Genomic DNA, 20,805 nt, shown 5'->3' on the forward strand with positions numbered 1-20,805 from the left:
TTTTAATCGCTTATTGCATCTTTTTTAAAGCTTTTTTGTATTTATAGCGATAAATACTTTGGCTAAAGGCTAGCCAAACAAACAAAACGACAATCCAGTACAGGGAGAAAAAGTCAAAATGTTGACTTAAAAAGGCAACACAGAAGGCACCTGCAAAAAAGGATAAGACAACATAAAAATAGTGGAAAAATAGCTGTAATTTTTGTTTTTCCTTCGTTTCTAAATAATCAAATAGATTTGTCGCCATAGATTTAAGATTACCGGTAGTCATGATACTGGTATAATTAATGCCATTAATTTTTTCAAAGCTACACCACTGCATGGCTGTACAAAAAGAAATGATGATCGTAATCAAGGTAACTGGTAATAGATGAATGGTTAGAGCGAGCAATAAAAAAGCAAAACATTCAAAATAAATAATTCCTAATCGCCAAAACGGATGATGATTTTTACGAAAATAGGTGATGAGATATTTAGTTAGGACAATGCCTAAAAAGAAGAAGAGGGTTGAAAGTAATTTTTCACCAACCAAGGTGTATTCGCCTTTTACTCCATCAATGATTGCCAAGACTAAGTTACCAGTTTGTGTGGCCGCAAAGGTATTAAAATGAAAGTAAGTAAATGCATCAATGCCCCCACCGATAAAGGTAAGTAATAAACCGACAAAACGATGCTCGTGGAAATCGCTAGGCATAATTAATTATCTCCTTGCATAAAATTCTTTACATGGATAAGCATAGGTTATTTTCATAAAAATTTCAATATTAAATGAAAAAAGAACTAGCTTATCATTAGGGTAAGCTAGCTCAATGGGTAAATTAGAAGACCTTACGATTACGTAGGCGGAAATAGTTGATGATAGATTGAATACCTAGAACGATAAGGATTAATCCGCCAAACTGTAAAATGGCAAGGACACTACTAAATGGATTTAACAAAATGATTAAACCACCAATAATAATCAAAATACTTAGCATAATCCCAAACCAAGGTCTGCCTTGGATGGTGGATTGATTTAAACGCATCATTAATTGACTAATTCCTGAAATTAAAATACCGATGCCGATAATGATTGGAAAAATTGATAATAATGCTCTGGATAAAAAGTAGACGATGGCTGCGGCGATTAAAAGTGTGATCCCAAACATCATTCGACTATCGTAATACCCCATTTTACGTTTAAATTGATAAGAACGAAGGATAAATTGTAATCCGTAAAGTAATAAGATGAACGCAAGAATTGAAATAAATATCGTAAACGATCGGTTGGGTTTTAAGGCTACCGGTATGCCTAAGATAATATAGACCAGTCCTAAAACAAGTTGGTTGGACTGAATGGTGCGTAGTAGTTGATTCATAATTTTTCTGCTCCTTTATGATGGATTTTTTTCATTAATTTTTAACGCATGTAAAAAATATTCACCTATATTATAGCGTATATAAGAATAAAAGCGTAATAATTCCGGTTAAATTTACAAGCAACAAGTGTCAAACTATGTTAGAATTAGCTTGCGATAAAAATAATCAAAGTTAGGTGGGAAGAAACGATGCCCTTACAATTTCATTATGGTCTAGGTAGTGTCAATCACTTACCCCATTTATTAAATGAGGCCAGAAACTGGCTTAACGATAAAAGTCGACAAGTCATCTTTATTGTGCCGAATTATAATAAATTTGAAAGAGAACTAGAAATTTTAAAAAACTATCAAAAGCTTGAACAAAGTGAATCATTTAGTAGTTTCCAGCTGCAAATCTTTAGTTTTCAACGTTTAAGTTGGTTTTATTTACAAAATCTTCCGCTTGCTTTTCATCAACCGCTAAATCCTGTGGGAAAAGAAATGATTTTGCGCCAAGTATTATTGGAGCAAAAAGAAAATTTACAAATGTATCGTGGAGAAATCGAACAAAGAGGTTTTATTCAACAATTACTCGATTTATTTCATGAATTAGAAACAGGCCAGCTAACACTTGAGCAGTTACTTGCAAAAACGCAGGAAAATATTGCTCAAAATACTGATTTAACAACCAAATTACATGAACTAACGCTAATTTATCAAGCTTTTAATGATAAAATGGTAGCCTTAGCGTATCCCAATCAATCAGTCCACCAACAATTTTTAGAGGTATTAACGTTACTAAATCAAGTAGATACGTCAGATGTGCTTTTTGATTATTATAAAACAGAGCTAAAGAATCGCTTGGCGAATACTTTGTTTATCGTTACCGGTTTTTCTGAATTTTCCGGTGAAGAATATCAAATTTTAACGCAACTGATTCAACAATCGAATGTTGCTATAGATATTATACTTGATAACCCGAAAAAAAGTTATGCGCCTTTAGATGTATTTTATCCAAGTAGCCAAACGTATCAAAAATTATTAAGCATCGCAAAAGAGAACAAGCTACCCGTCTATCTGGATAAGAAAATAAAAAGTGAAGAGAATACGTGGTTGCCATTCATTGAACGTATTTGGTTAGATGAAAAAGAACAATTAGTTGGTAAAGAGCAGCAGCAGCTAAGTGAACATTTGCATTTATGGAAAATTGAAAATCCTCAAGAAGAATTGCGAAAAACTGCCGTTACGATTAAACAATTACTCATGAAGCAGCCAGATTTACGTTTGCGCGATATTCAGCTGTTGTTACCTGATATGGATCGTTATCGTCCATATATTCAATATGTGTTCAATGAGGCGGAGTTGCCGTTTTATCTAGATACGCCCAAGCAAATGCTCAATCATCCTTTAGTCGATTTGTTGAAAAATTTATTTGCTTTTAAAAAATATTATTTTAAATCCAATGATGTCATGCATTTTTTCAAAACAGAATTATTCATTCCCAAAGGTTTATTTGATCTTCCTGAAGACGATGAGCTTTACCGTGAACAATTCCGTCGCCAAGTGGATGTTTTAGAAAATGTTGTGTTAAGTTATCAGTTTCAAGGTTCAGATTGGGCAATAGATACCGATTGGGAATTAATTTATACAGATACACTTAGAGATAAAGATGAGGCTTTAAAGATGAAAGAAAGCCAAATGAATCAGCTTCGTCAAGCCTTCTACAATCATGTGGTTTGCTTTATACAAGCAATCAATCAAGTAACAACCTTTGGCGAAATGATTGAGCGCTTGTATGATTGGCTAGTGTCTAGTGGAGTTGAAAATGAACTGAAATATTGGCGAGATCAAGCGATTCAAGAAAACGACTTAACTAAGGCACGTTTGCATGAACAAACTTGGCAGGCAATGATGGATATTTTTGATCAATTTCATGAATTATATGCGTTAGAAAAATTTGATTTCTCCTTATTTGAAGCGATTCTATTTAGTGCAATTGAAAATTATCAATTTAGTCAATTACCTTCAACCATTGATCAAATTCAGATTAATCGTCTAGAGTTGGTGCGTCCAAGACAAGCAAAGGTTAGCTTTATTTTAGGGTTAACAGAGGGAGCCTTTCCTAGAAAGTTTGATAATCATTCGCTGTTTTCTAATGAAGATCGTCTTATCTTACAAACGGTGTTAAAGGCTGGCCAGGAGTTAAAGCAAGCAACGACCTTTCAGAGCTTAAAAGAAAATTTCATTGCTTATAGCGCCTTTTTGTCAGCAAGTGAGCAGTTATATTTATCTTATCCTTTAAATATTGATGATAAGCAAAATTTTAAAGCTTCTCCTTATTTGACTAGATTGACCAAACAAGCTCAGCTGCATTTTGAATTACAGCAAAGTCTACAAGCTGATAGCACGCCAGATAATTATTTGGTAAGCATGCGTGGATTAATTCGCCAATTAACCTTATTAAAACGCTTGACTCAAGACGAAAAACAAGCGTTATCTCCACAATGGCTGTTATTAGAACAGGAATTAATGCAATCTAGTGAAGCGCAGCTTGCTAGACAGATTTTTACGAGTTTAGCGCATAAAAATGAAGCCAGTGAGTTAGCACCCCAGCTTGCTGAACAGTTATACGGTAAAGAATTATATAGTTCTATTTCATCGCTAGAGACGTTTTATCAGTGTCAATATCGTTATTTTCTTAACTACGGCCTACGTTTGCGTGAAAGGGAGCGTTTACGTTTAGATGCCGCTTTAACAGGCACCTATTTCCATGATGCTTTAGAAAGAGTGATTCAGTACGTTATTGATCAGCAAATTGATTTTCATGAGCTTGCTGATCAACAGCGTCAGGAAATCATTGAGCAGATTTTCATTGAATTACTGACCGAACCACGTTATCGACTGTTGAGTCGTTCTAAACGCATGGCTTTTATTAGACAACAACTAGAAAAAACGCTGAGTCAAATGTTTTGGGTGATTCAACATCAAAGCAATCGAACCAAGCTAGCGCCCCAATTTACGGAAATACTTTTTGGTAGCTTGGCGGGGGAAAAAGGGATTGATAGTATTGATATTTCCTTGGCTGATAATCATCAGATTCATTTACGTGGAAAAATTGACCGTTTGGATTTATTCCAACATGAAGATCAATATTTCTTGAGTGTAATTGATTATAAATCAGGCAATAAGCAATTTGATTTAACTGATTTTTATGCAGGATTGGCGATGCAGCTAATTACGTATTTAGATGTTGCGATTAAGTATGTCGCTACAAGTTTCAGTCACGATGAAAAGAAGGTTATCCCACTTGGGGCCTATTATCTACATGTTTATCGACCTAATTTGAATCGTACAGATAGCATGGAAGATATCATAAAAAAATATCGCTATTCAGGGCTATTTTTAGATGAACATCAATATTTTGATATCATGGATCCAACTTTATCTGAAAAACAGCAATCCCTTGTTTTTCCTGTTCAAGTCAATAAGGATGGCAATTATACAAAGAAGCCGCGTAATGAAAATCGCTTTTATACACAGGATGAAATCAAAGCCTTAATCAAAATAAATGAAGAGAACATGCGCAAGGCCGGCGAAACATTGTATCAAGGAAAATTAAAGATTAATCCATATTATAAAGCAACTAGTGAAGTACGGGCTTGTAGCACTTGTCCGTTTAGAAGCGTATGTCAATTTGATGTTTTGCTAAAAGAAAATCAATATCGTCGAATCGAAAAAATAGATAAGCAAACCTTATTTAATAAGGGAGGAGAGTAATTTGGTAAAAGAGATTCCATTAAAACCAGCCAATGAACGCTTTACAGATACGCAATGGCAGGCCATATTTGATGGTGAAGATAATTTATTAGTTTCGGCATCTGCTGGTTCAGGAAAGACCACGGTCCTTGTAAGACGTGTCATTGAAGCGTTAAATCGTGGGCAAGCAATCGATCGCATGCTAATTGTGACTTTTACCGAGGCCGCGGCCAATGAAATGAAAGAACGCCTTCACGAGGCCTTGCAAAAAGCCATCAATCATGAGACCGATGAAGTTCGCCGACAACATTATTTAGCCCAGCTGATGAAATTACCAGCTGCGCAAATTTCAACCTTGCATTCTTTTTGTTTATCGGTTATTCGGAAATATTATTACTTAATTGATTTAGATCCGAATTTTCGCCTGTTAAGTGATGAAACAGAAAAAGCATTATTGATGGAAGAATCCTGGCAAAATCTACTAGAGGAGAAATACGCTAGTGAGGATCCTCGTTTTTATCAATTAGCAGAAGCCTTTGCTAATGATCGCTCAGATGAAGGAATCACCGAATTAATTATGGGGTTATATCGCTTTTCAAGAGCAAATGCCCACCCTAATAAGTGGTTAGCAAATTTAGTAAAAAGCTATGCAACATCTTCCTCATTGGCCAGTCAACCTATTTTTAAAGAATATTTACAGCCAATGTTACTCGATGTTTTAAAAGAAATGCAAAATTATTTAACGCTGGCCCAATCAATTGTACAACCGACTTCTCTTGTTAAGGTACAGGAATGCTTAGCTGATGATCAGATGCAAGTATCAGCCATTGTTTCAGCTTTAGAAACGCAGCAGGTTGAGACGGCTTATGAATTGATTCAACAGCTGAGCTTTAAACGCTATCCCTCGGTGCGTTCTGATAATGAGGAAAGTGCGTTTTCAGTTCAAGCCAAAATCTATCGGGAATCAGCTAAAGAAAATATTGAGCTACTCAAGGAATTATGGATGTTTTCGCCAGAAGAAACCTTACAGCTATTAGCTCAATGTCAACCAATTGTTCAAGAAGCAGCTGAATTAACCAAGCAATTTATTCAAGCCTTCAACCAACTGAAGCTAGAAAAAAGTGTGTTGGATTTCAATGACTTAGAACATTATGCTTTAGCTATATTGGTTGGCGAAAATGAAAGGTCGGTTGCAAGTGAGTATTACCGAAATACCTTTGATGAAGTATTAATTGATGAATATCAGGATGTGAATCGGCTACAAGAAGCAATCCTTTATTGGGTAAGTAAGCCAACGCAACCTGGAAATACTTTCATGGTAGGCGATGTTAAGCAATCGATTTATGCCTTTAGACAGGCCGATCCAACTCTTTTTATTGAAAAATATTTACAATTTGGAAAAAATGAAAATGGGCGACGAATTATTTTGGCAGAAAATTTTCGTTCTAGAAAAGAAGTCTTAGATTTCACCAACTTTATTTTTGAACAATTAATGGATGAAAAAGTTGGTCAAATTGCCTATGATGAAGCGGCACAATTAAAGCATGGATTTCCAAATTTTCCAGCAAGTGATCAATTTGATACAGAATTATTACTCTACTTAAATGATCAGGTTAGTTTAGAAGAGGAATCTTCTGAGTGGACGATTGATACCAAAGCCCAAGGAGAATTAATGATTGTAGCCAAAAAAATTCGTGATTTAATCGATACTGGCTATCAAATCTATGATAAAAAATTACAAAAAAATCGTCCGGTTACCTATCGAGACTTTGTCATATTAACACCGACTCGCAAAAATCATTTAACCTTAATTGATTTATTTGCCCAATTAAAAATTCCAGTCGAGTTAGCCGATGCACAAAATTATTTTCAAGCGACCGAGGTTCAATTAATTTTAGCTTTACTACAAGTGATTGATAACCCACTTCAAGATATACCGTTAGCAGCTGTTTTAAGATCACCAATGGTTGGACTAAATGAACAAGATTTAGCCCAAATTCGTTTAGTTACAAAATCAGATTATTTTTATGAGGCGTTAATTGAAGCGTTGAGTTATCGCTTTACGTTTAGTGAAAAAATTCAGACCTTTGTTGAGCGACTAAAACGTTGGCGTAAAATGGCCCGGACCGATTCAATTGAAACCTTATTGTGGGCAATCTATGATGAAACAGGCTTTTTAGATTATGTAGGGGGCATGGCCTCTGGTTTACAAAGACAAACCAATCTATTGGCCTTTATCAATCGAGCACAAGCCTATGAGCAAAGTAGTTTTAAAGGCGTTTATCAATTTGTTCGCTTTATTCAAAAAATGCAAGAAAAAGCCAATGATTTAGCCAAACCAGTAAGTGAGATTCAAGAAGATGCAGTTAGAGTCATGACGATTCATGCTAGTAAAGGTTTAGAATTTCCAATTGTATTTGTGGTAGATTTAGCGAAACGCTTTAACTATAAAGATATTCATGATCGCTATGTATTAGATGAGCATTTAGGTGCCGGTATAAAATATCGTGACAATGAGTATGTGCAATATCCAAGTTTACCCTATGTGGTTATCAAACAGATAAAATTACAAAAAATGTTATCTGAGGAAATGCGCAAGCTCTATGTTGCCTTGACGCGCGCTGAACAAAAGCTGTATTTAGTTGGTACTTACGCGAGCAAAGAACAAGCGTTAAAAGAGTGGCGCAAGGCTTTAGCACAAGAAGAACAAGTTTTGAGTGCGAATTTACGTTTGAGTAAAAGTGGGAATTTCTTAAACTGGCTAGGATATTGTTTAATTCGTCATCCACAAACGTCACAGTATTTTGATGAAGCGATTGAGCGTCATAAAACGATGGATCATCCAGCGAATTTTAAGATTATCTGGTTTACTGATGAAGAATTAACTGCACAAATGGATATCGATCGCTCAGCTGATTTGTCAGCGGCTGAGGACGAAGGTGCAGCGATGCAAACGGAAGATATCGCTCAGTTAAAACATCGTTTAGCATATCAATATCCATATATTCGCTCGACAATGACGGCTAATTATCAATCGGTTTCAGAATTAAAACGGATGTATGAAGATCCAGATGAACAGCATTTAAATAAATTGGTTTGGCAAGATCGCTGGCAGCAAGAACAAAAACAGGCATTACGTTTTGTGAGTGATGAGTTAGCAAAACCAAAATTCAACCAAAAAACTCCAAAAAAACTTTTTTCAGGAGCTGAAATTGGTACAGCGACGCATAAATTACTACAGTTACTACCATTAAATCAAAAGATTGACGAAAGTTTTTTAAAAGACTTTACTAATAAACTGGTCGATCAAGGCGTTTTCACTAATGAAATTGTGTCACAGTTGCGTTTTGAGCACATTTTGTGGTTTTTAGCATCAGACTTAGGCCAAAGAATGCTTGAGCATACGAATGAGTTAAAACGCGAAGTGCCTTTTGCTATGCTTAGAGAGGCTAGCCAGATATTTGAAGAGTTTACCGAACAAGATGCCTCGGTATTGATTCATGGTGTGATAGATGGCTTTTTTATTGAAGATGAAGCGATTGTCCTTTTTGATTTTAAAACCGATTATTTTCCAGATAAGAATGAAGTAGCTCAACAAGCAAAAAAACGTTATTACGGACAACTTAAACTCTATGCACAGGCGCTTCAAGAAGCTTATAACTTACCTGTTAAAGAGGTCTATTTGGTTTTATTAAATCACCAAAAAATCATTTCCTGTTAGACTTTTGAAGTAACGATTTGATATAAATATGTTCAGTCTTTTGTTAAGATTCTTTGAAAAATTTGACAAAAGGCTGACTTTTGTTTTTTGAATCATGTATAACTAACATATGTGAGAATAAAGGAAGGTTATCATTTATGAAAAAATTCATTATTACGGGTTTAGCTTTACTGATAGTTGGCCTTGCTAGTACAAAGGTTTGGGCTGAGGAAACGGATAGTTCAGTACCCAGCAATATTAATGCCATTGCACTTGGTAATGCACTAACACAAGAGCAAAAGCAACAAACCTTATCTTCGTTAGGCCAAGTCAAAGAAGTACCCATTTATACTACTGATGGCAATGATTTAATGAAATATATTTCGAAAACGGATTTTAATGCTAATTGGCAAGTCTTTTCATCGGTACATTTAGAAACAAAGGCTAAAAATAGTGGCATTGAAGTTGAGATTGCTACACCAAGTAACATTACTTCTATAACAGCAGATCAATACAAAAACGCTGCACAAACAGCCGGGATTACCGATGCCAAAATCACAGTAGCCTCAGTGATTCCAATTGATGGCTCTGGGGCATTAGCTGGGGTGTATAAAATTGTGGAAGAAGCTGGAGGAACGGTTGATTCAACAAGAACACAAGCAGCGCAACAAGAAATGCAAGTGCTAAATGAAATAACTAACGAAAATCAAAATGTCGAGGGTTATTCTGATGAAAAATTAAATGCTGCACAAGAAGAGGCTAAAGAATTATTAGCTAAAGCTGCTAGTGAAGGGCAAAAGATTAATCAAGCAGTAGTTACTGAAGCGGTTAACACTGCTTTGGAAAATCAAGGCTTGAATAATATTTTAACAAAAGACCAAATCAATCAATTGATTGAATTGTTGACGATGTTAAATAATAAAAATATATTTGATAAGTTAAGCCAAGAAATGAATCTATCTGATATCAAAAATCAGTTGGAAGCCAAATCTCAAGGTCTATGGGCGAAAATTCAACAATTTTTTAGTAATATCTGGCAATCGATTCAATCATTATTTGGCTCATCAACTGAAACTAGCGAATCGACAAGCAGTAATTAAGAAATCAAGAGGAAATTGAAATGAAAGCATTACTAGTTATTGATATGGAGCAAGGCTTTTTAGCTACCAAACGCCCACCAAGAAATAATTTACAGGCAGAAAAAAAGATTCAACAGTTACTTTCGGCTTTTCGCCAAAAGCATGAATCAATCATTCATATTCAGCATGTCAGCTTAGATCCAAGCTCAGCCTTTTATTATCCACAAGGGTATGCATTTATGACGGATTTTTCACCTTTAGAAGATGAGATAGTTTTTCAAAAGCAGGTAAATAGTGCTTTTATCGGCACTGATTTAGCAGATTATTTGAAAAAGCAGAAAATCAATGAATTAATCCTTGTGGGGCTTACACTACCTCATTGTGTTTCAACCACGGCTCGGATGGCTGGTAATTTGGGCTTTCGGACAACCGTTATTAGTGACGCCACTGCTAGCTATGCCTTACAGGATGTAAATGGCCATTGGCTAGATGCCGAGACTATTCATCAATGTCATTTAGCTGCCTTAAATGAGGAGTTTGCCCAAATTATGACTACCGAACAATTTTTAAATTATTTTGCGTCTAGTAATAATCAGCTTTAAAATAGCGATTCATTCAAGCGACTGTTTGCTACATGATGGATTTTTCCAATCTAAAATCTATAGCAGCTGAACAGTCGTTTTTTTTTGTTAATGAGTACGTGAAAATGCCGATTTTACTAGAAGTGTTTTTCTAAAGCGGAAATATGTTGAATTTGCTGATTTAATAGAAATGCTAGTCATACTCTCCTTTTACGGAATAGAGTATGTTATACTAATAGATGTAAAACTATAGGTGTAAGGGATTGAAAAAAGATATGTCTGAAATAAAAATTATTTTTTTCGATATTGATGGCACACTCATTGATATGAATCGTAAACAAATTACGCAAAAAACATTACTTGCTTTGCAACAATTACAGGAAAAAGGGATCAAAATTTGCTTAGCAAGTGGTCGACCACCGATTCAATTGCCTCATTTTGATAATGTTGATTTTGATGCGTTTTTAACCTTCAATGGTTCATATTGTTATACCAAAGAACAAAAGGTTGTACATAAAAATGCTTTGCTTAAAAGCGATGTAAAACAAATGGTTCATAATGCACGCCAATTAAATCGTGCCTTGTCTGTAGCGACTAAAGATCGCACACTAGCCAATAGTATTGATGAAGATTTAGTTGCTTATTATGGGGTAGGTGGCTTTAAAGTGGAAGTAGATGCTCATTTTGAACAGGTAATCGACCAAGAGGAAGTCTTTCAAATGATGATTAGTGGTAGAAAAGAAGAATACCCAGCGATGTTAAAAGATGTAAAAGCTGCGGCAATCACTGCTTGGTGGGATAGAGCATTTGATGTCATTCCTAAAGATGGAGGCAAAGGCGTAGGTGTCGAAAAAGTCCTTGCTCACTATGGGTTTGATCGAATGCAGGCGATGGCATTTGGTGATGGGGGCAATGATATTGAAATGCTTCAAGCAGTGGGTCATGGTATTGCGATGGGAAATGCCTTAGATGAGATCAAAAATATTGCCGATGATGTCTGTGGTAGCGTCACAGAAGATGGTATTTATTACTATTGTAAAGAAAAAGGCTTGATTTAAGTTAAAAATATGCATACATTTATCGAATAACTTCATTTAGGGTGATTGCTTAAAGGATGATTTAGGAGATTTTTGTTTAGCAAGTCAGCTATATTGGCTCCAATCTACGTTTTAGCAAATGCATCAACCTTGAAATCTTACTTGCAATTTACCGGAAACTCTTGTAAACTAACTATTAGTTAAATAGCAAATGGCAATGATGGAAAAGAGTAGTCTTAAATTTTCTGAAAAAAGGGAGACCTGTCATAGACTGAAAGCAGGGGTCAGACAATTAAGATGAAGTTCACTTCCGGAGCTTACCAGTATCACTGGTCGGTACACAACCGTTATGTAATTAAGTGCGTGATTGTTTGATCACGAATGAGGATGGTAACACGACAACTCGTTCCTTTTTTAGGGACGAGTTTTTTTTCATTTCATTGCACGAATCATCGAGGAGGAATATCATGTCTTTACAGGAAAAGCTAGAAGCGCTAAAACATGAGACATTAGCTAAAATTGAAGCAACTAAAGAATTAACGCATTTGAATCAAATTCGCGTAGAAACTTTAGGGAAAAAAGGACCAATTACTGAAGTTTTACGAGGAATGAAGGATTTGACGGCAGAAGAACGACCAAAAGTGGGTAGTTTTGCCAATGAAATTCGCGATTTAATTAGCCAAAAAATCGAAGAAAAAAAGGCAATTTTAGAACAAGCAGCCTTACAAGCAGCCTTAGAAGCTGAAACGTTGGATATTACTTTACCTGGTAAACAGATGAAGCAAGGAACTCGTCATGTGTTAACGCAAATCATTGAAGAGATTGAAGATATCTTTGTCGGCATGGGGTATCAAGTGATTGAAGGTTATGAAGTAGAGCAAGACCATTATAACTTTGAACGAATGAATTTACCAAAGGATCATCCTGCTCGTGATATGCAAGATACTTTTTATATCTCTGATGAAATTCTTATCCGAACCCATACATCACCTGTACAGGCACGTACCATGGAAAAACATGATTTTTCAAAAGGACCATTACGCATGATTTCTCCTGGTAAAGTGTTCCGTCGTGATACTGACGATGCTACACATAGTCACCAATTCCACCAAATTGAAGGCTTGGTGATTGATAAAAATGTGACCATGGGCGATTTAAAAGGAACGCTTGAAGTAGTCATGCAAAAGATGTTTGGTTCTGAACGTCAAATTCGCTTACGTCCAAGCTATTTCCCATTTACTGAGCCAAGTGTTGAAGTAGATGTCAGCTGTTTTAAGTGTGGAGGAGAAGGCTGCTCTGTATGTAAACACACTGGTTGGATTGAAATCTTAGGTGCAGGTATGGTCCATCCAAATGTATTGAAAATGTCTGGCATTGATCCTGAAGTTTATTCGGGCTTTGCATTTGGCTTAGGACCAGACCGTATTGCGATGCTACGATATGGGGTTAATGATATCCGTAACTTCTATCTAAATGATTTACGTTTCATTAGTCAATTTAAGGGGGAATAAGTAAAGATGATCGTATCTTATAAATGGTTAAATGAATACTTAGACTTATCGAATATTTCAGCAAAAGAGTTAGCTGATCAAATGTCTTTGACAGGGATTGAAGTGGAAGGAATCGAAGTAAAGGCGGATGGTTTGAAAAAAATCGTCGTTGGTGAAGTAAAGGAATGTATTCCACATCCTGATTCTGATCACCTATCCATTTGCCAAGTTGACATCGGTGAAGAGGAGTTATCACAAATTGTTTGTGGGGCACCAAATGTTCAAGCGGGTATCAAGGTCATTGTGGCTTTACCTGGATCAAGAATTGCAGGTAATGTGAAAATTAAAAAAGGAAAAATGCGTGGTCAGGTTTCAAATGGGATGATTTGTTCCTTACAAGAAATTGGTTATGCAGATAATGTGATTGCCAAAGAATTTGCTGAAGGCATTCAATACTTACCTGAAGAAGCAGTTGTTGGTGAACCTGTCTTTAAATATTTAGATATGGATGACGCTTTGATTGAATTGTCAATTACACCAAACCGTGCGGATGCACTAAGCATGCGAGGCGTTGCTTATGAAGTTGGCGCAATTTATCGTCAAACACCACAATTTAAGGAACTGCCTTTGATTGAAAGCAGCAAGCTTGCAAGTGACCAAATTAAGGTAACGGTTGAAGATACTACCGATGCACCTGCTTATCAAATTCGGATTATTGAAGATGTTAAAATTGCACCAAGTCCACAATGGTTACAAAATCGTTTGATGAATGCGGGTATTCGACCAATTAATAATGTTGTGGATGTAACCAATTATGTCTTATTATTATTTGGTCAACCTTTACATGCTTTTGATTATCAACGTTTAGCTAGTCAAGAAATTGTTGTACGCCGTGCACACCATGGCGAAAGCTTAGTGACTTTAGATGGTGAAGTACGTGAATTAAGCCCAGAACAAATTGTTATCACAAATGGGCAAGAACCAGTTGCTTTAGCTGGCGTAATGGGTGGCTTAGATTCAGAAATTGTTGAAACCACCACTACAGTAGCCCTTGAAGCAGCGCTATTTGATCCGATTGCGATTCGTAAAGCCTCAAAAGCCTTTAACCTACGTAGTGAATCTTCTGCTCGTTTTGAAAAAGGAATCAATCAAGCAACTGTGGGGCAAGCCTGTGATTTTGCTGCAGCGATGATTGCGCAATTAGCCCAAGGAACTGTCTTAAAAGGAGCAGTGGTAGGAAGTAGTGTAGCAGCTAAAGATACTTTAGTTGACGTTACTTTAGCTAGAATTAATCAATATTTAGGTACTAGTTTATCATTTGCTGAAGTGGATGAAATTTTTACGGCTTTAGGTTTTACCTTCCAACAAAATGACGGCAAATATACAGTGAGTGTGCCGCCAAGACGTTGGGATATTCAAATTGCTGCTGATTTAATTGAAGAAGTGGCCCGTATTTATGGTTATAATCGTTTACCATCAACCTTACCAAGTGGGCAAACCGTTGCTGGTAGCCTGACTGCTGAGCAAAAGGCGGTTCGCAAAATTCGTAGCTTATTAGAAGGCAATGGACTAAACGAGGCGATTAGCTATGCTTTAACGACAGAAGAAAAGGCGCAACGATTTACCTTTAAAGACAGTCAAGTAACAAAATTAGATTGGCCAATGACTGAAGAACGTGCGGTTTTACGTATGAATCTAATTAGTGGCTTACTTGATGATGTTGCTTATAATACAGCGCGCAGAAATAATCAAGTCGCTTTATATGAAGTGGGTCGTGTATTCTATCAAAATGGCGATGCGAAAAAAGCCTTACCTTTAGAAGAAAATCACATAGCCTTTGCGCTTGCTGGCGAATGGAATAATAAAGATTGGCAAACCTCAGTTGAAAAAGTTGATTATTTCTATGCAAAAGGCATTTTAGATCAATTATTTACAGAGTTGTCCGTTGACAATCGAATTCGTTATGAAAGAGCGAGTGAATTAACCGATTTACATCCTGGACGCAGCGCCTTTGTTTATTTAGATGACGAAAAAATTGGTTTTATTGGCCAAGTTCATCCAACCATTGCCAAAAATTATGAGGTACCAGAGACATATGTTGCTGAATTAAACTTAGAAGCGTTGATTCAAGCTTCATTTAACCAATTCGTCTTTGTACCAGTTTCTAAATTCCCATCTATGTCTCGAGATATTGCGATGTTAGTCAAAGAAGAGACTAGTCATCAAGAAGTCATGGAAACCATTCAGTCATCTGCAGGTCGTTTCTTAAATGACGTGACGATTTTTGATGTTTATCAAGGAAAGAATATTGAAGCTGGCTATAAATCAGTGGCTTATTCATTAACCTTTGTCAACGCTGAAGCAACTTTAACTGATGAAGAAGTCAACAGTGCAATGAAAAAAGTTGTTCAAGCTTTAACTGATCAGTTAGCTGCAGTGATTCGTTAAAAAATAATTAATCTTTTTGCTATCCTCTGTGTAGTCCATCTAGACAGGGGATAGTTTTTTGTAGTTTACAAATTTTAGTTTACATAATATAAATATTAAAATTATTATCTGGAAATAGATAAAAAAGAAGGAAATTCAGTAAATCAGTAAAGATAGCAATAAACAAGTAAATGCGTAATCGAAATGCTTTTCAATAATAAAAAACTATTGTAAAATCGTTAAGGTCATATTTATCAATGAGATTAATGACATTGTATAACAGATATTATTTATAAAGGAGGAAAATTTATGGCTCATACTTATCAAGACGATCCAAAAGTTCAAAAAAATCGCTGGCTTATTTTAGTGGCGGTTGCGATGTTTACCTTTATGTCTACTTTAGATGGAAGTATTGTGAACATCGCCTTACCAACGATTTCAAATGACCTTGCTGTGCCGATGAATCAGGCAGAATGGATTGTATCGATTTATTTAATGGTCGTTTGTTCGTGTTTGCTTTTATTTGGTAAATTAGGTGATAGCTGGGGAAAAATTAAAGTTTTTCGATTAGGAATGTTTATTTTTATCTTAGGTTCATTTTTGTGTGGATTTAATCATTCGTTGGCTTTTTTATTATTCGCTAGGGTGATACAAGCTGTTGGAGCGAGTATGACCATGGCATCCAATACTGGTATTATTACAGAAGTATTTCCAATGAATGAAAGAGGTCGTGCATTAGGTTCAATCGGTGCTTTTGTCTCTTTAGGTTCAATTGCAGGTCCCGGCTTAGGTGGTTTAATTTTAGGACAATTTAGTTGGGCATATATCTTTTGGATTAATGTACCAGTAGGGATTGCAACGTTTATTTTAGGAAGCAAGGTGTTACCAAAAGATATCCATCAAAGTCATCAAAAGATCGATACCCTAGGCTTTATCGCCTTTGCACTTTTTATTATGAGCTTTTTTGGCGCAATTTTTATTGGTCAGGAAGCAGGATTTATGCATCAGTTACCACTTGTTTTATTTGTCCTTTCAATTATCGCATTTGTTGCCTTTTTATTGATTGAAAAGCGTGTTCAATTACCTTTAATTACTTTTCAAATTTTTAAAAACAAGACTTTTAGCTTGAGTTTACTTACGGCAACTTTAATTTTTTCATCAAACTTTTTCATCAATGTCGTTGTACCTTTTTATCTGCAACGTGCACGTCAATTAAGTCCAAGTGTTGCCGGTTTATTGATGATGGTCTTTCCGATGGTAATGGTGATTGCTTCGCCATTAAGTGGCTATCTGACAGATAAAATTGGGCCGAAAATCTTAGTATTATCTGGGTTGACCATTTTGTCAGTTACGCAAATTTTTTATATGTTTTTAAGATTAGATACACCAATTTGGTTATATGTGGTCATTACAGCGTTAGTTGGTTTAGGAAATTCATTATTCCAATCACCAAATAATACGATGGTGATGAGCAGTGTAAGCCGAGAATATCTAGGAGTAGCTGGTAGCTTGAACTCTTTTGCACGTAATATTGGTATGGTGATTGGGATTTCGTTAGCCACTACCATCTTATATCAAGCGATGAGTGTGCATGCTGGTTATCGTGTAACTACCTATTTAGATAAACATCCAGAAATCTTTATCTATGGGATGCGGATTACTTTCTTTGGCTCATTCTTACTATGCTTTATCGCCTTAATTTTAAGTATTTATCGTCTGAAAAATTATTCAGGGAACAAATAGTCTTATCTAGCATGTTTCGGTCTGTAGTTGGATGCTTTGTCTTTATTTTTCTTGTAAACTGAAAATGAAGATGAAGCTCTGACAAAGGAGGAGAAAAAGATGAGTCGTTTGTTTAAAGGAATGTTTAAATGGAGTGCTACTTTTTTCAATGATAGAATGGGTCAGATTCATTATCCACTGTTTTTGCACCATAGCTTTATGGCGATTTTAGGCTTGTTAATTGTGTTATTGAGTGTCATTTTTGCGATCTTTTTTTGGCAATTTATATCCTTAGTCAGTTTAGGACTAATTGCTGCGATTATTTTTATTTCTTTACTGACAATTGAAAATATTGCAGATTTTTTTAGCGAAAGATGAGTAAAGAAATGTCTGATAATCAATATATTGTAACGAAAACAACAGGGTATATTAATCAATGTACTTCTGTTGTTTTGTAGTTTGTGTATATGGAATACCTTTTTGTAAGATAGATTAAACTTGAGTAAAATTTCGATTTTTTATGTTGGATAGAATGGATAAAAAGATTCATGTCAAATATGTATCGGAGTTGATAAAATGCGTTTATATGAAGTAGCGTTAAGCATAGCCATGAAAGCACATAGAGGACAAGTTGATAAAGCGGGTGTTGATTACATAAATCATCCAATTTACGTTGCTAGTTTAGTAACTAGTGAAAATGCCAAAATTGTGGCTTTACTTCATGATGTTATTGAAGATTCAGCTTATACCCTTGCCGATTTAAAAAATAATGGTTTTACAGAAGAAATTATTGAAGCTGTTTCTATACTAACTAAATCAAAGAATGTATCTTATGAAGATTATCTTAAAAAGGTTAAAGAAAATTCTTTGGCGCGAGAAGTTAAATTAGCAGACTTACAACATAATACAGATTTAAGTAGGTTGAGTAAGATTAGGGCGTGCGATTTAAAAAGAGTTGAAAAATATCGAAAAGCGATTGAATTTCTGAGTAACTAATGATTGATAACAAAAAACAAATTGAATAAATTTAGAAATTTGAAGAGATAAATGTTTATACATTGATGTGAATAATATGTTAAGTAGAGAAGAAGTTGAAAAAATATATCAAGAACGAATAGATTCTGAATCGTGGCACGGCCCTTATACTGAAGAAGAAATTAGCATTCAAAAAGAACGTAGGAAGAAGATAGAAAAGTATAAAAAATTGTTTACAGATGAACAGCAAAAACTAAAAAAGTAGCATTCAATCAAAGCGAAATTGGTTGAGTGCTATTTCTATACTCAAAATCAAGAAATATAGACTATATGCGTATTTGTCTTACTTGTATTACTAGCTAAAGCATTTTTCTTTGAGTACATTAAGGATGATTAGCATTTAGTCTATTGAGTATGAAGATAAATCAAAAAAATAGAAGCTGTCGAATTCCTTTAGATGATTGAAAAGTAAGAGTCATCATCAAATAAACGTATGACAATATTCCTGTGATTACTTTCAATTTCTTTTTCTAATAAAAAAACGAATATTCAAACTCACAATACATGTTCGTTTTGTTGAATATTCGTTTAAATATAATTAAAGTTTGGTGTATTTATTTGCTAGCTTTAGCCAAAATATTGAATTCCCATCGCGCGTTTTACTTCGTCTAGGGTTTTGGCTGCAATGCTTTCAGCGTATTGGCTACCTTTTCTTAACATATCCATCACCGCTTGTGGATCATTGGCATACATTTCTCGACGTTTGCGAATCGGTGCTAATTCAGCCTCTAAAACGTCAATCAAATAACGTTTAATTTTAACATCGCCCAAGCCGCCTCGACGATAATGATCTTTTAGCTCTTGGATATGCGCTTTGTCCGTACCGAAAACATCAAGATAAGTAAAGACCATATTGCCTTCAACCTGACCTGGATCTTCAACGTGGATGTGATTAGGGTCAGTATACATCGACATAACCTTTTTCTTAATCGTATCTGCGTCATCTGCTAAGAAAATTCCGTTGTTTAATGATTTACTCATTTTACCATTTCCATCAATACCTGGTAAGCGTCCCATTCCTTTAGGTGGTAAAACTGCCTTTGGTTCAACTAGAACTTCGGCATAAGTGCTATTGAAGGTATGGACGATTTCTTGTGTTTGTTCAAGCATTGGTTTTTGGTCTTCACCAACAGGTACGAGATTCGCTTTAAAAGCAGTGATATCCGCTGCTTGTGAAATTGGATAGACAAAGAAACCAGTAGGAATGCTTTCACCGAATTTCTTTTGTTCAATTTCTGATTTAACGGTTGGATTACGTTTCACGCGAGAAACAGTTACTAAGTTCATATAATACATCATTAATTCAGCTAATTGCGGAATTTGTGATTGAATAAAAAGTGTAGAACGAGTTGGATCTAAGCCAACCGCTAAATAGTCAAGTGCAACTTCTAAAACGTTTTTGGCTACTTTTTCTGGATTTTTTGCATTGTCAGTAAGTGCCTGAACATCTGCAATCATGATAAACAGATCATTATTTTTATCCGCTTGCATTTCGACACGTTTTTTTAATGAACCGACGTAATGTCCTAAATGTAATTGACCAGTTGGACGATCACCAGTTAATATTGTGTTCATGTATCTCTTCACCTTTTCTAAAAGTTAATTACAACTTTCATCATACCTTGTTTTGCATTAAGAAACAATCATAATTCATTGATTTTTCTAAAAAACTAGGAATCCTGTCGTCTTTTATGAAAAATACGATGAGATTTTTTAGAATATATCATTAATTATTTATATAAATGTTATCAAATGCTTGAAAAAATAGTTGAAAAAGTAGAAAATAAACAAAGAGACAGATTAGTTAGAAGGAAGATTTTTGATGTCAAAAAAAGAACGACCAATTGGTTTTATTGACTCTGGCGTGGGCGGATTGACTGTTTTAAAAGAAGCTTTAAAACAGCTTCCTAATGAGAATGTCATCTATTTAGGGGACAATGCCAGATGTCCGTATGGTCCTAGACCAAAAGAGCAAGTCCTTGAATTTACTTGGCAAATGACACATTTTTTGTTGAGTAAGCAGATAAAAATGTTGGTCATTGCTTGTAATACTGCAACGGCTGTAGCATTAGATGAGATTAAGCAAAAATTGGATATTCCTGTTGTAGGCGTGATTTTACCAGGCGCACGTGCAGCTGTAAAAGCCACTACGACAAATAAAGTAGGAATTATTGGCACACAAGGAACTATTCAAAGTGCAAGTTATGAAAGAGCTTTATTAGAGAAGGTACCAAGTATTGAACCCTTTAGCTTGGCTTGCCCACGGTTTGTACCAATTGTTGAGAGTAATCAAGCTCGTTCATCAGTGGCTAAAAAAATTGTAGCTGAAACCCTGCAGCCAATGCAACGGGCTAAGGTGGATACGTTAATTTTAGGATGTACCCATTATCCATTATTAAAACCTTTAATTCAAAATGTGATGGGGCAATCCGTTCATCTAATTGATTCGGGTGTGGAAACAATTGGTGAAGTAAGTATGTTACTAGATTATTTTAATATTGCTCATTTACCTGAAAATAAGCATCCTCAGCGTGAATTTTACACGACAGGTTCAACGGTGGCATTTAATCAGATTGCTAGAGCTTGGTTAGAAAAATCCGATATATCCGCAAAACATATTCATTTAACAGGAGAGTGAAAC

General features: G+C 35.4%; 15 protein-coding genes and 1 other annotated feature. Of the genes, 12 read left to right on the plus strand and 3 right to left on the minus strand.

Going from position 1 to position 20,805, the window contains the following annotated elements; all coding sequences use genetic code 11:
- Positions 1 to 10: 10 nt before the first annotated feature.
- Positions 11 to 694 carry a YoaK family protein gene (locus RK02_RS02475; protein ID WP_016182660.1) on the minus strand — a complete coding sequence of 228 codons (684 nt, stop codon included), beginning with the start codon at positions 692 to 694 and terminating at the stop codon, positions 11 to 13.
- 124 nt (positions 695 to 818) lie between these two features.
- Positions 819 to 1,358, minus strand: a complete 540-nt coding sequence (locus tag RK02_RS02480) for a DUF308 domain-containing protein (RefSeq protein ID WP_016182661.1) — start codon at positions 1,356 to 1,358, stop codon at positions 819 to 821.
- 189 nt (positions 1,359 to 1,547) lie between these two features.
- On the opposite strand from RK02_RS02480, the gene RK02_RS02485 reads away from it, so the two are divergent.
- From RK02_RS02485 to RK02_RS12305, 11 genes are all read left to right on the plus strand, one after another.
- Positions 1,548 to 5,114, plus strand: coding sequence for a PD-(D/E)XK nuclease family protein (locus RK02_RS02485; RefSeq protein ID WP_016182662.1), 3,567 nt, complete (start codon positions 1,548 to 1,550; stop codon positions 5,112 to 5,114).
- Between the two features lies 1 nt (position 5,115).
- On the plus strand, positions 5,116 to 8,814 hold the full coding sequence (gene addA / locus RK02_RS02490) for a helicase-exonuclease AddAB subunit AddA (RefSeq protein ID WP_016182663.1): 3,699 nt from the start codon (positions 5,116 to 5,118) through the stop codon (positions 8,812 to 8,814).
- Positions 8,815 to 8,951: 137 nt separating this feature from the next.
- Entirely contained in the window at positions 8,952 to 9,893 is a 942-nt protein-coding gene (locus RK02_RS02495) for a DUF1002 domain-containing protein (protein WP_016182664.1), read from the plus strand.
- Between the two features lie 20 nt (positions 9,894 to 9,913).
- Positions 9,914 to 10,474 (plus strand): cysteine hydrolase family protein, encoded by a 561-nt coding sequence (locus RK02_RS02500; RefSeq protein WP_016182665.1) that lies wholly within the window; start codon positions 9,914 to 9,916, stop codon positions 10,472 to 10,474.
- Between the two features lie 254 nt (positions 10,475 to 10,728).
- The gene (locus RK02_RS02505) at positions 10,729 to 11,511 is read left to right on the plus strand and encodes a Cof-type HAD-IIB family hydrolase (protein WP_016182666.1); all 783 of its coding nucleotides are present in this window, start codon (positions 10,729 to 10,731) and stop codon (positions 11,509 to 11,511) included.
- A gap of 187 nt (positions 11,512 to 11,698) precedes the next feature.
- Positions 11,699 to 11,904: a binding site (T-box leader), on the plus strand.
- Between the two features lie 53 nt (positions 11,905 to 11,957).
- The gene (pheS, locus tag RK02_RS02510; protein WP_016182667.1) at positions 11,958 to 13,001 is read left to right on the plus strand and encodes a phenylalanine--tRNA ligase subunit alpha; all 1,044 of its coding nucleotides are present in this window, start codon (positions 11,958 to 11,960) and stop codon (positions 12,999 to 13,001) included.
- A 6-nt stretch (positions 13,002 to 13,007) separates the two neighbouring features.
- Positions 13,008 to 15,428 carry a phenylalanine--tRNA ligase subunit beta gene (gene pheT / locus RK02_RS02515; protein ID WP_016182668.1) on the plus strand — a complete coding sequence of 807 codons (2,421 nt, stop codon included), beginning with the start codon at positions 13,008 to 13,010 and terminating at the stop codon, positions 15,426 to 15,428.
- Positions 15,429 to 15,716: 288 nt separating this feature from the next.
- Entirely contained in the window at positions 15,717 to 17,150 is a 1,434-nt protein-coding gene (locus RK02_RS02520) for an MFS transporter (protein WP_016182669.1), read from the plus strand.
- 99 nt (positions 17,151 to 17,249) lie between these two features.
- Entirely contained in the window at positions 17,250 to 17,507 is a 258-nt protein-coding gene (locus tag RK02_RS02525) for a hypothetical protein (RefSeq protein WP_016182670.1), read from the plus strand.
- Positions 17,508 to 17,705: 198 nt separating this feature from the next.
- A complete protein-coding gene (locus RK02_RS02530) occupies positions 17,706 to 18,125 on the plus strand; it encodes an HD domain-containing protein (RefSeq protein ID WP_016182671.1) in 420 nt (139 codons plus the stop codon).
- A gap of 76 nt (positions 18,126 to 18,201) precedes the next feature.
- On the plus strand, positions 18,202 to 18,369 hold the full coding sequence (locus tag RK02_RS12305) for a hypothetical protein (protein ID WP_018451811.1): 168 nt from the start codon (positions 18,202 to 18,204) through the stop codon (positions 18,367 to 18,369).
- 362 nt (positions 18,370 to 18,731) lie between these two features.
- On the opposite strand, the gene trpS is transcribed toward RK02_RS12305, so the two are convergent.
- A complete protein-coding gene (gene trpS / locus RK02_RS02535) occupies positions 18,732 to 19,739 on the minus strand; it encodes a tryptophan--tRNA ligase (protein ID WP_016182672.1) in 1,008 nt (335 codons plus the stop codon).
- Between the two features lie 247 nt (positions 19,740 to 19,986).
- On the opposite strand from trpS, the gene racE reads away from it, so the two are divergent.
- Positions 19,987 to 20,802: a glutamate racemase gene (gene racE, locus RK02_RS02540; RefSeq protein ID WP_016182673.1), complete on the plus strand. Its 816-nt coding sequence runs from the start codon at positions 19,987 to 19,989 to the stop codon at positions 20,800 to 20,802.
- Positions 20,803 to 20,805: the final 3 nt, after the last annotated feature.

This window comes from Enterococcus columbae DSM 7374 = ATCC 51263 (genome assembly GCF_000406925.1).
Classification (GTDB): Bacteria; Bacillota; Bacilli; order Lactobacillales; family Enterococcaceae; genus Enterococcus_E; species Enterococcus_E columbae.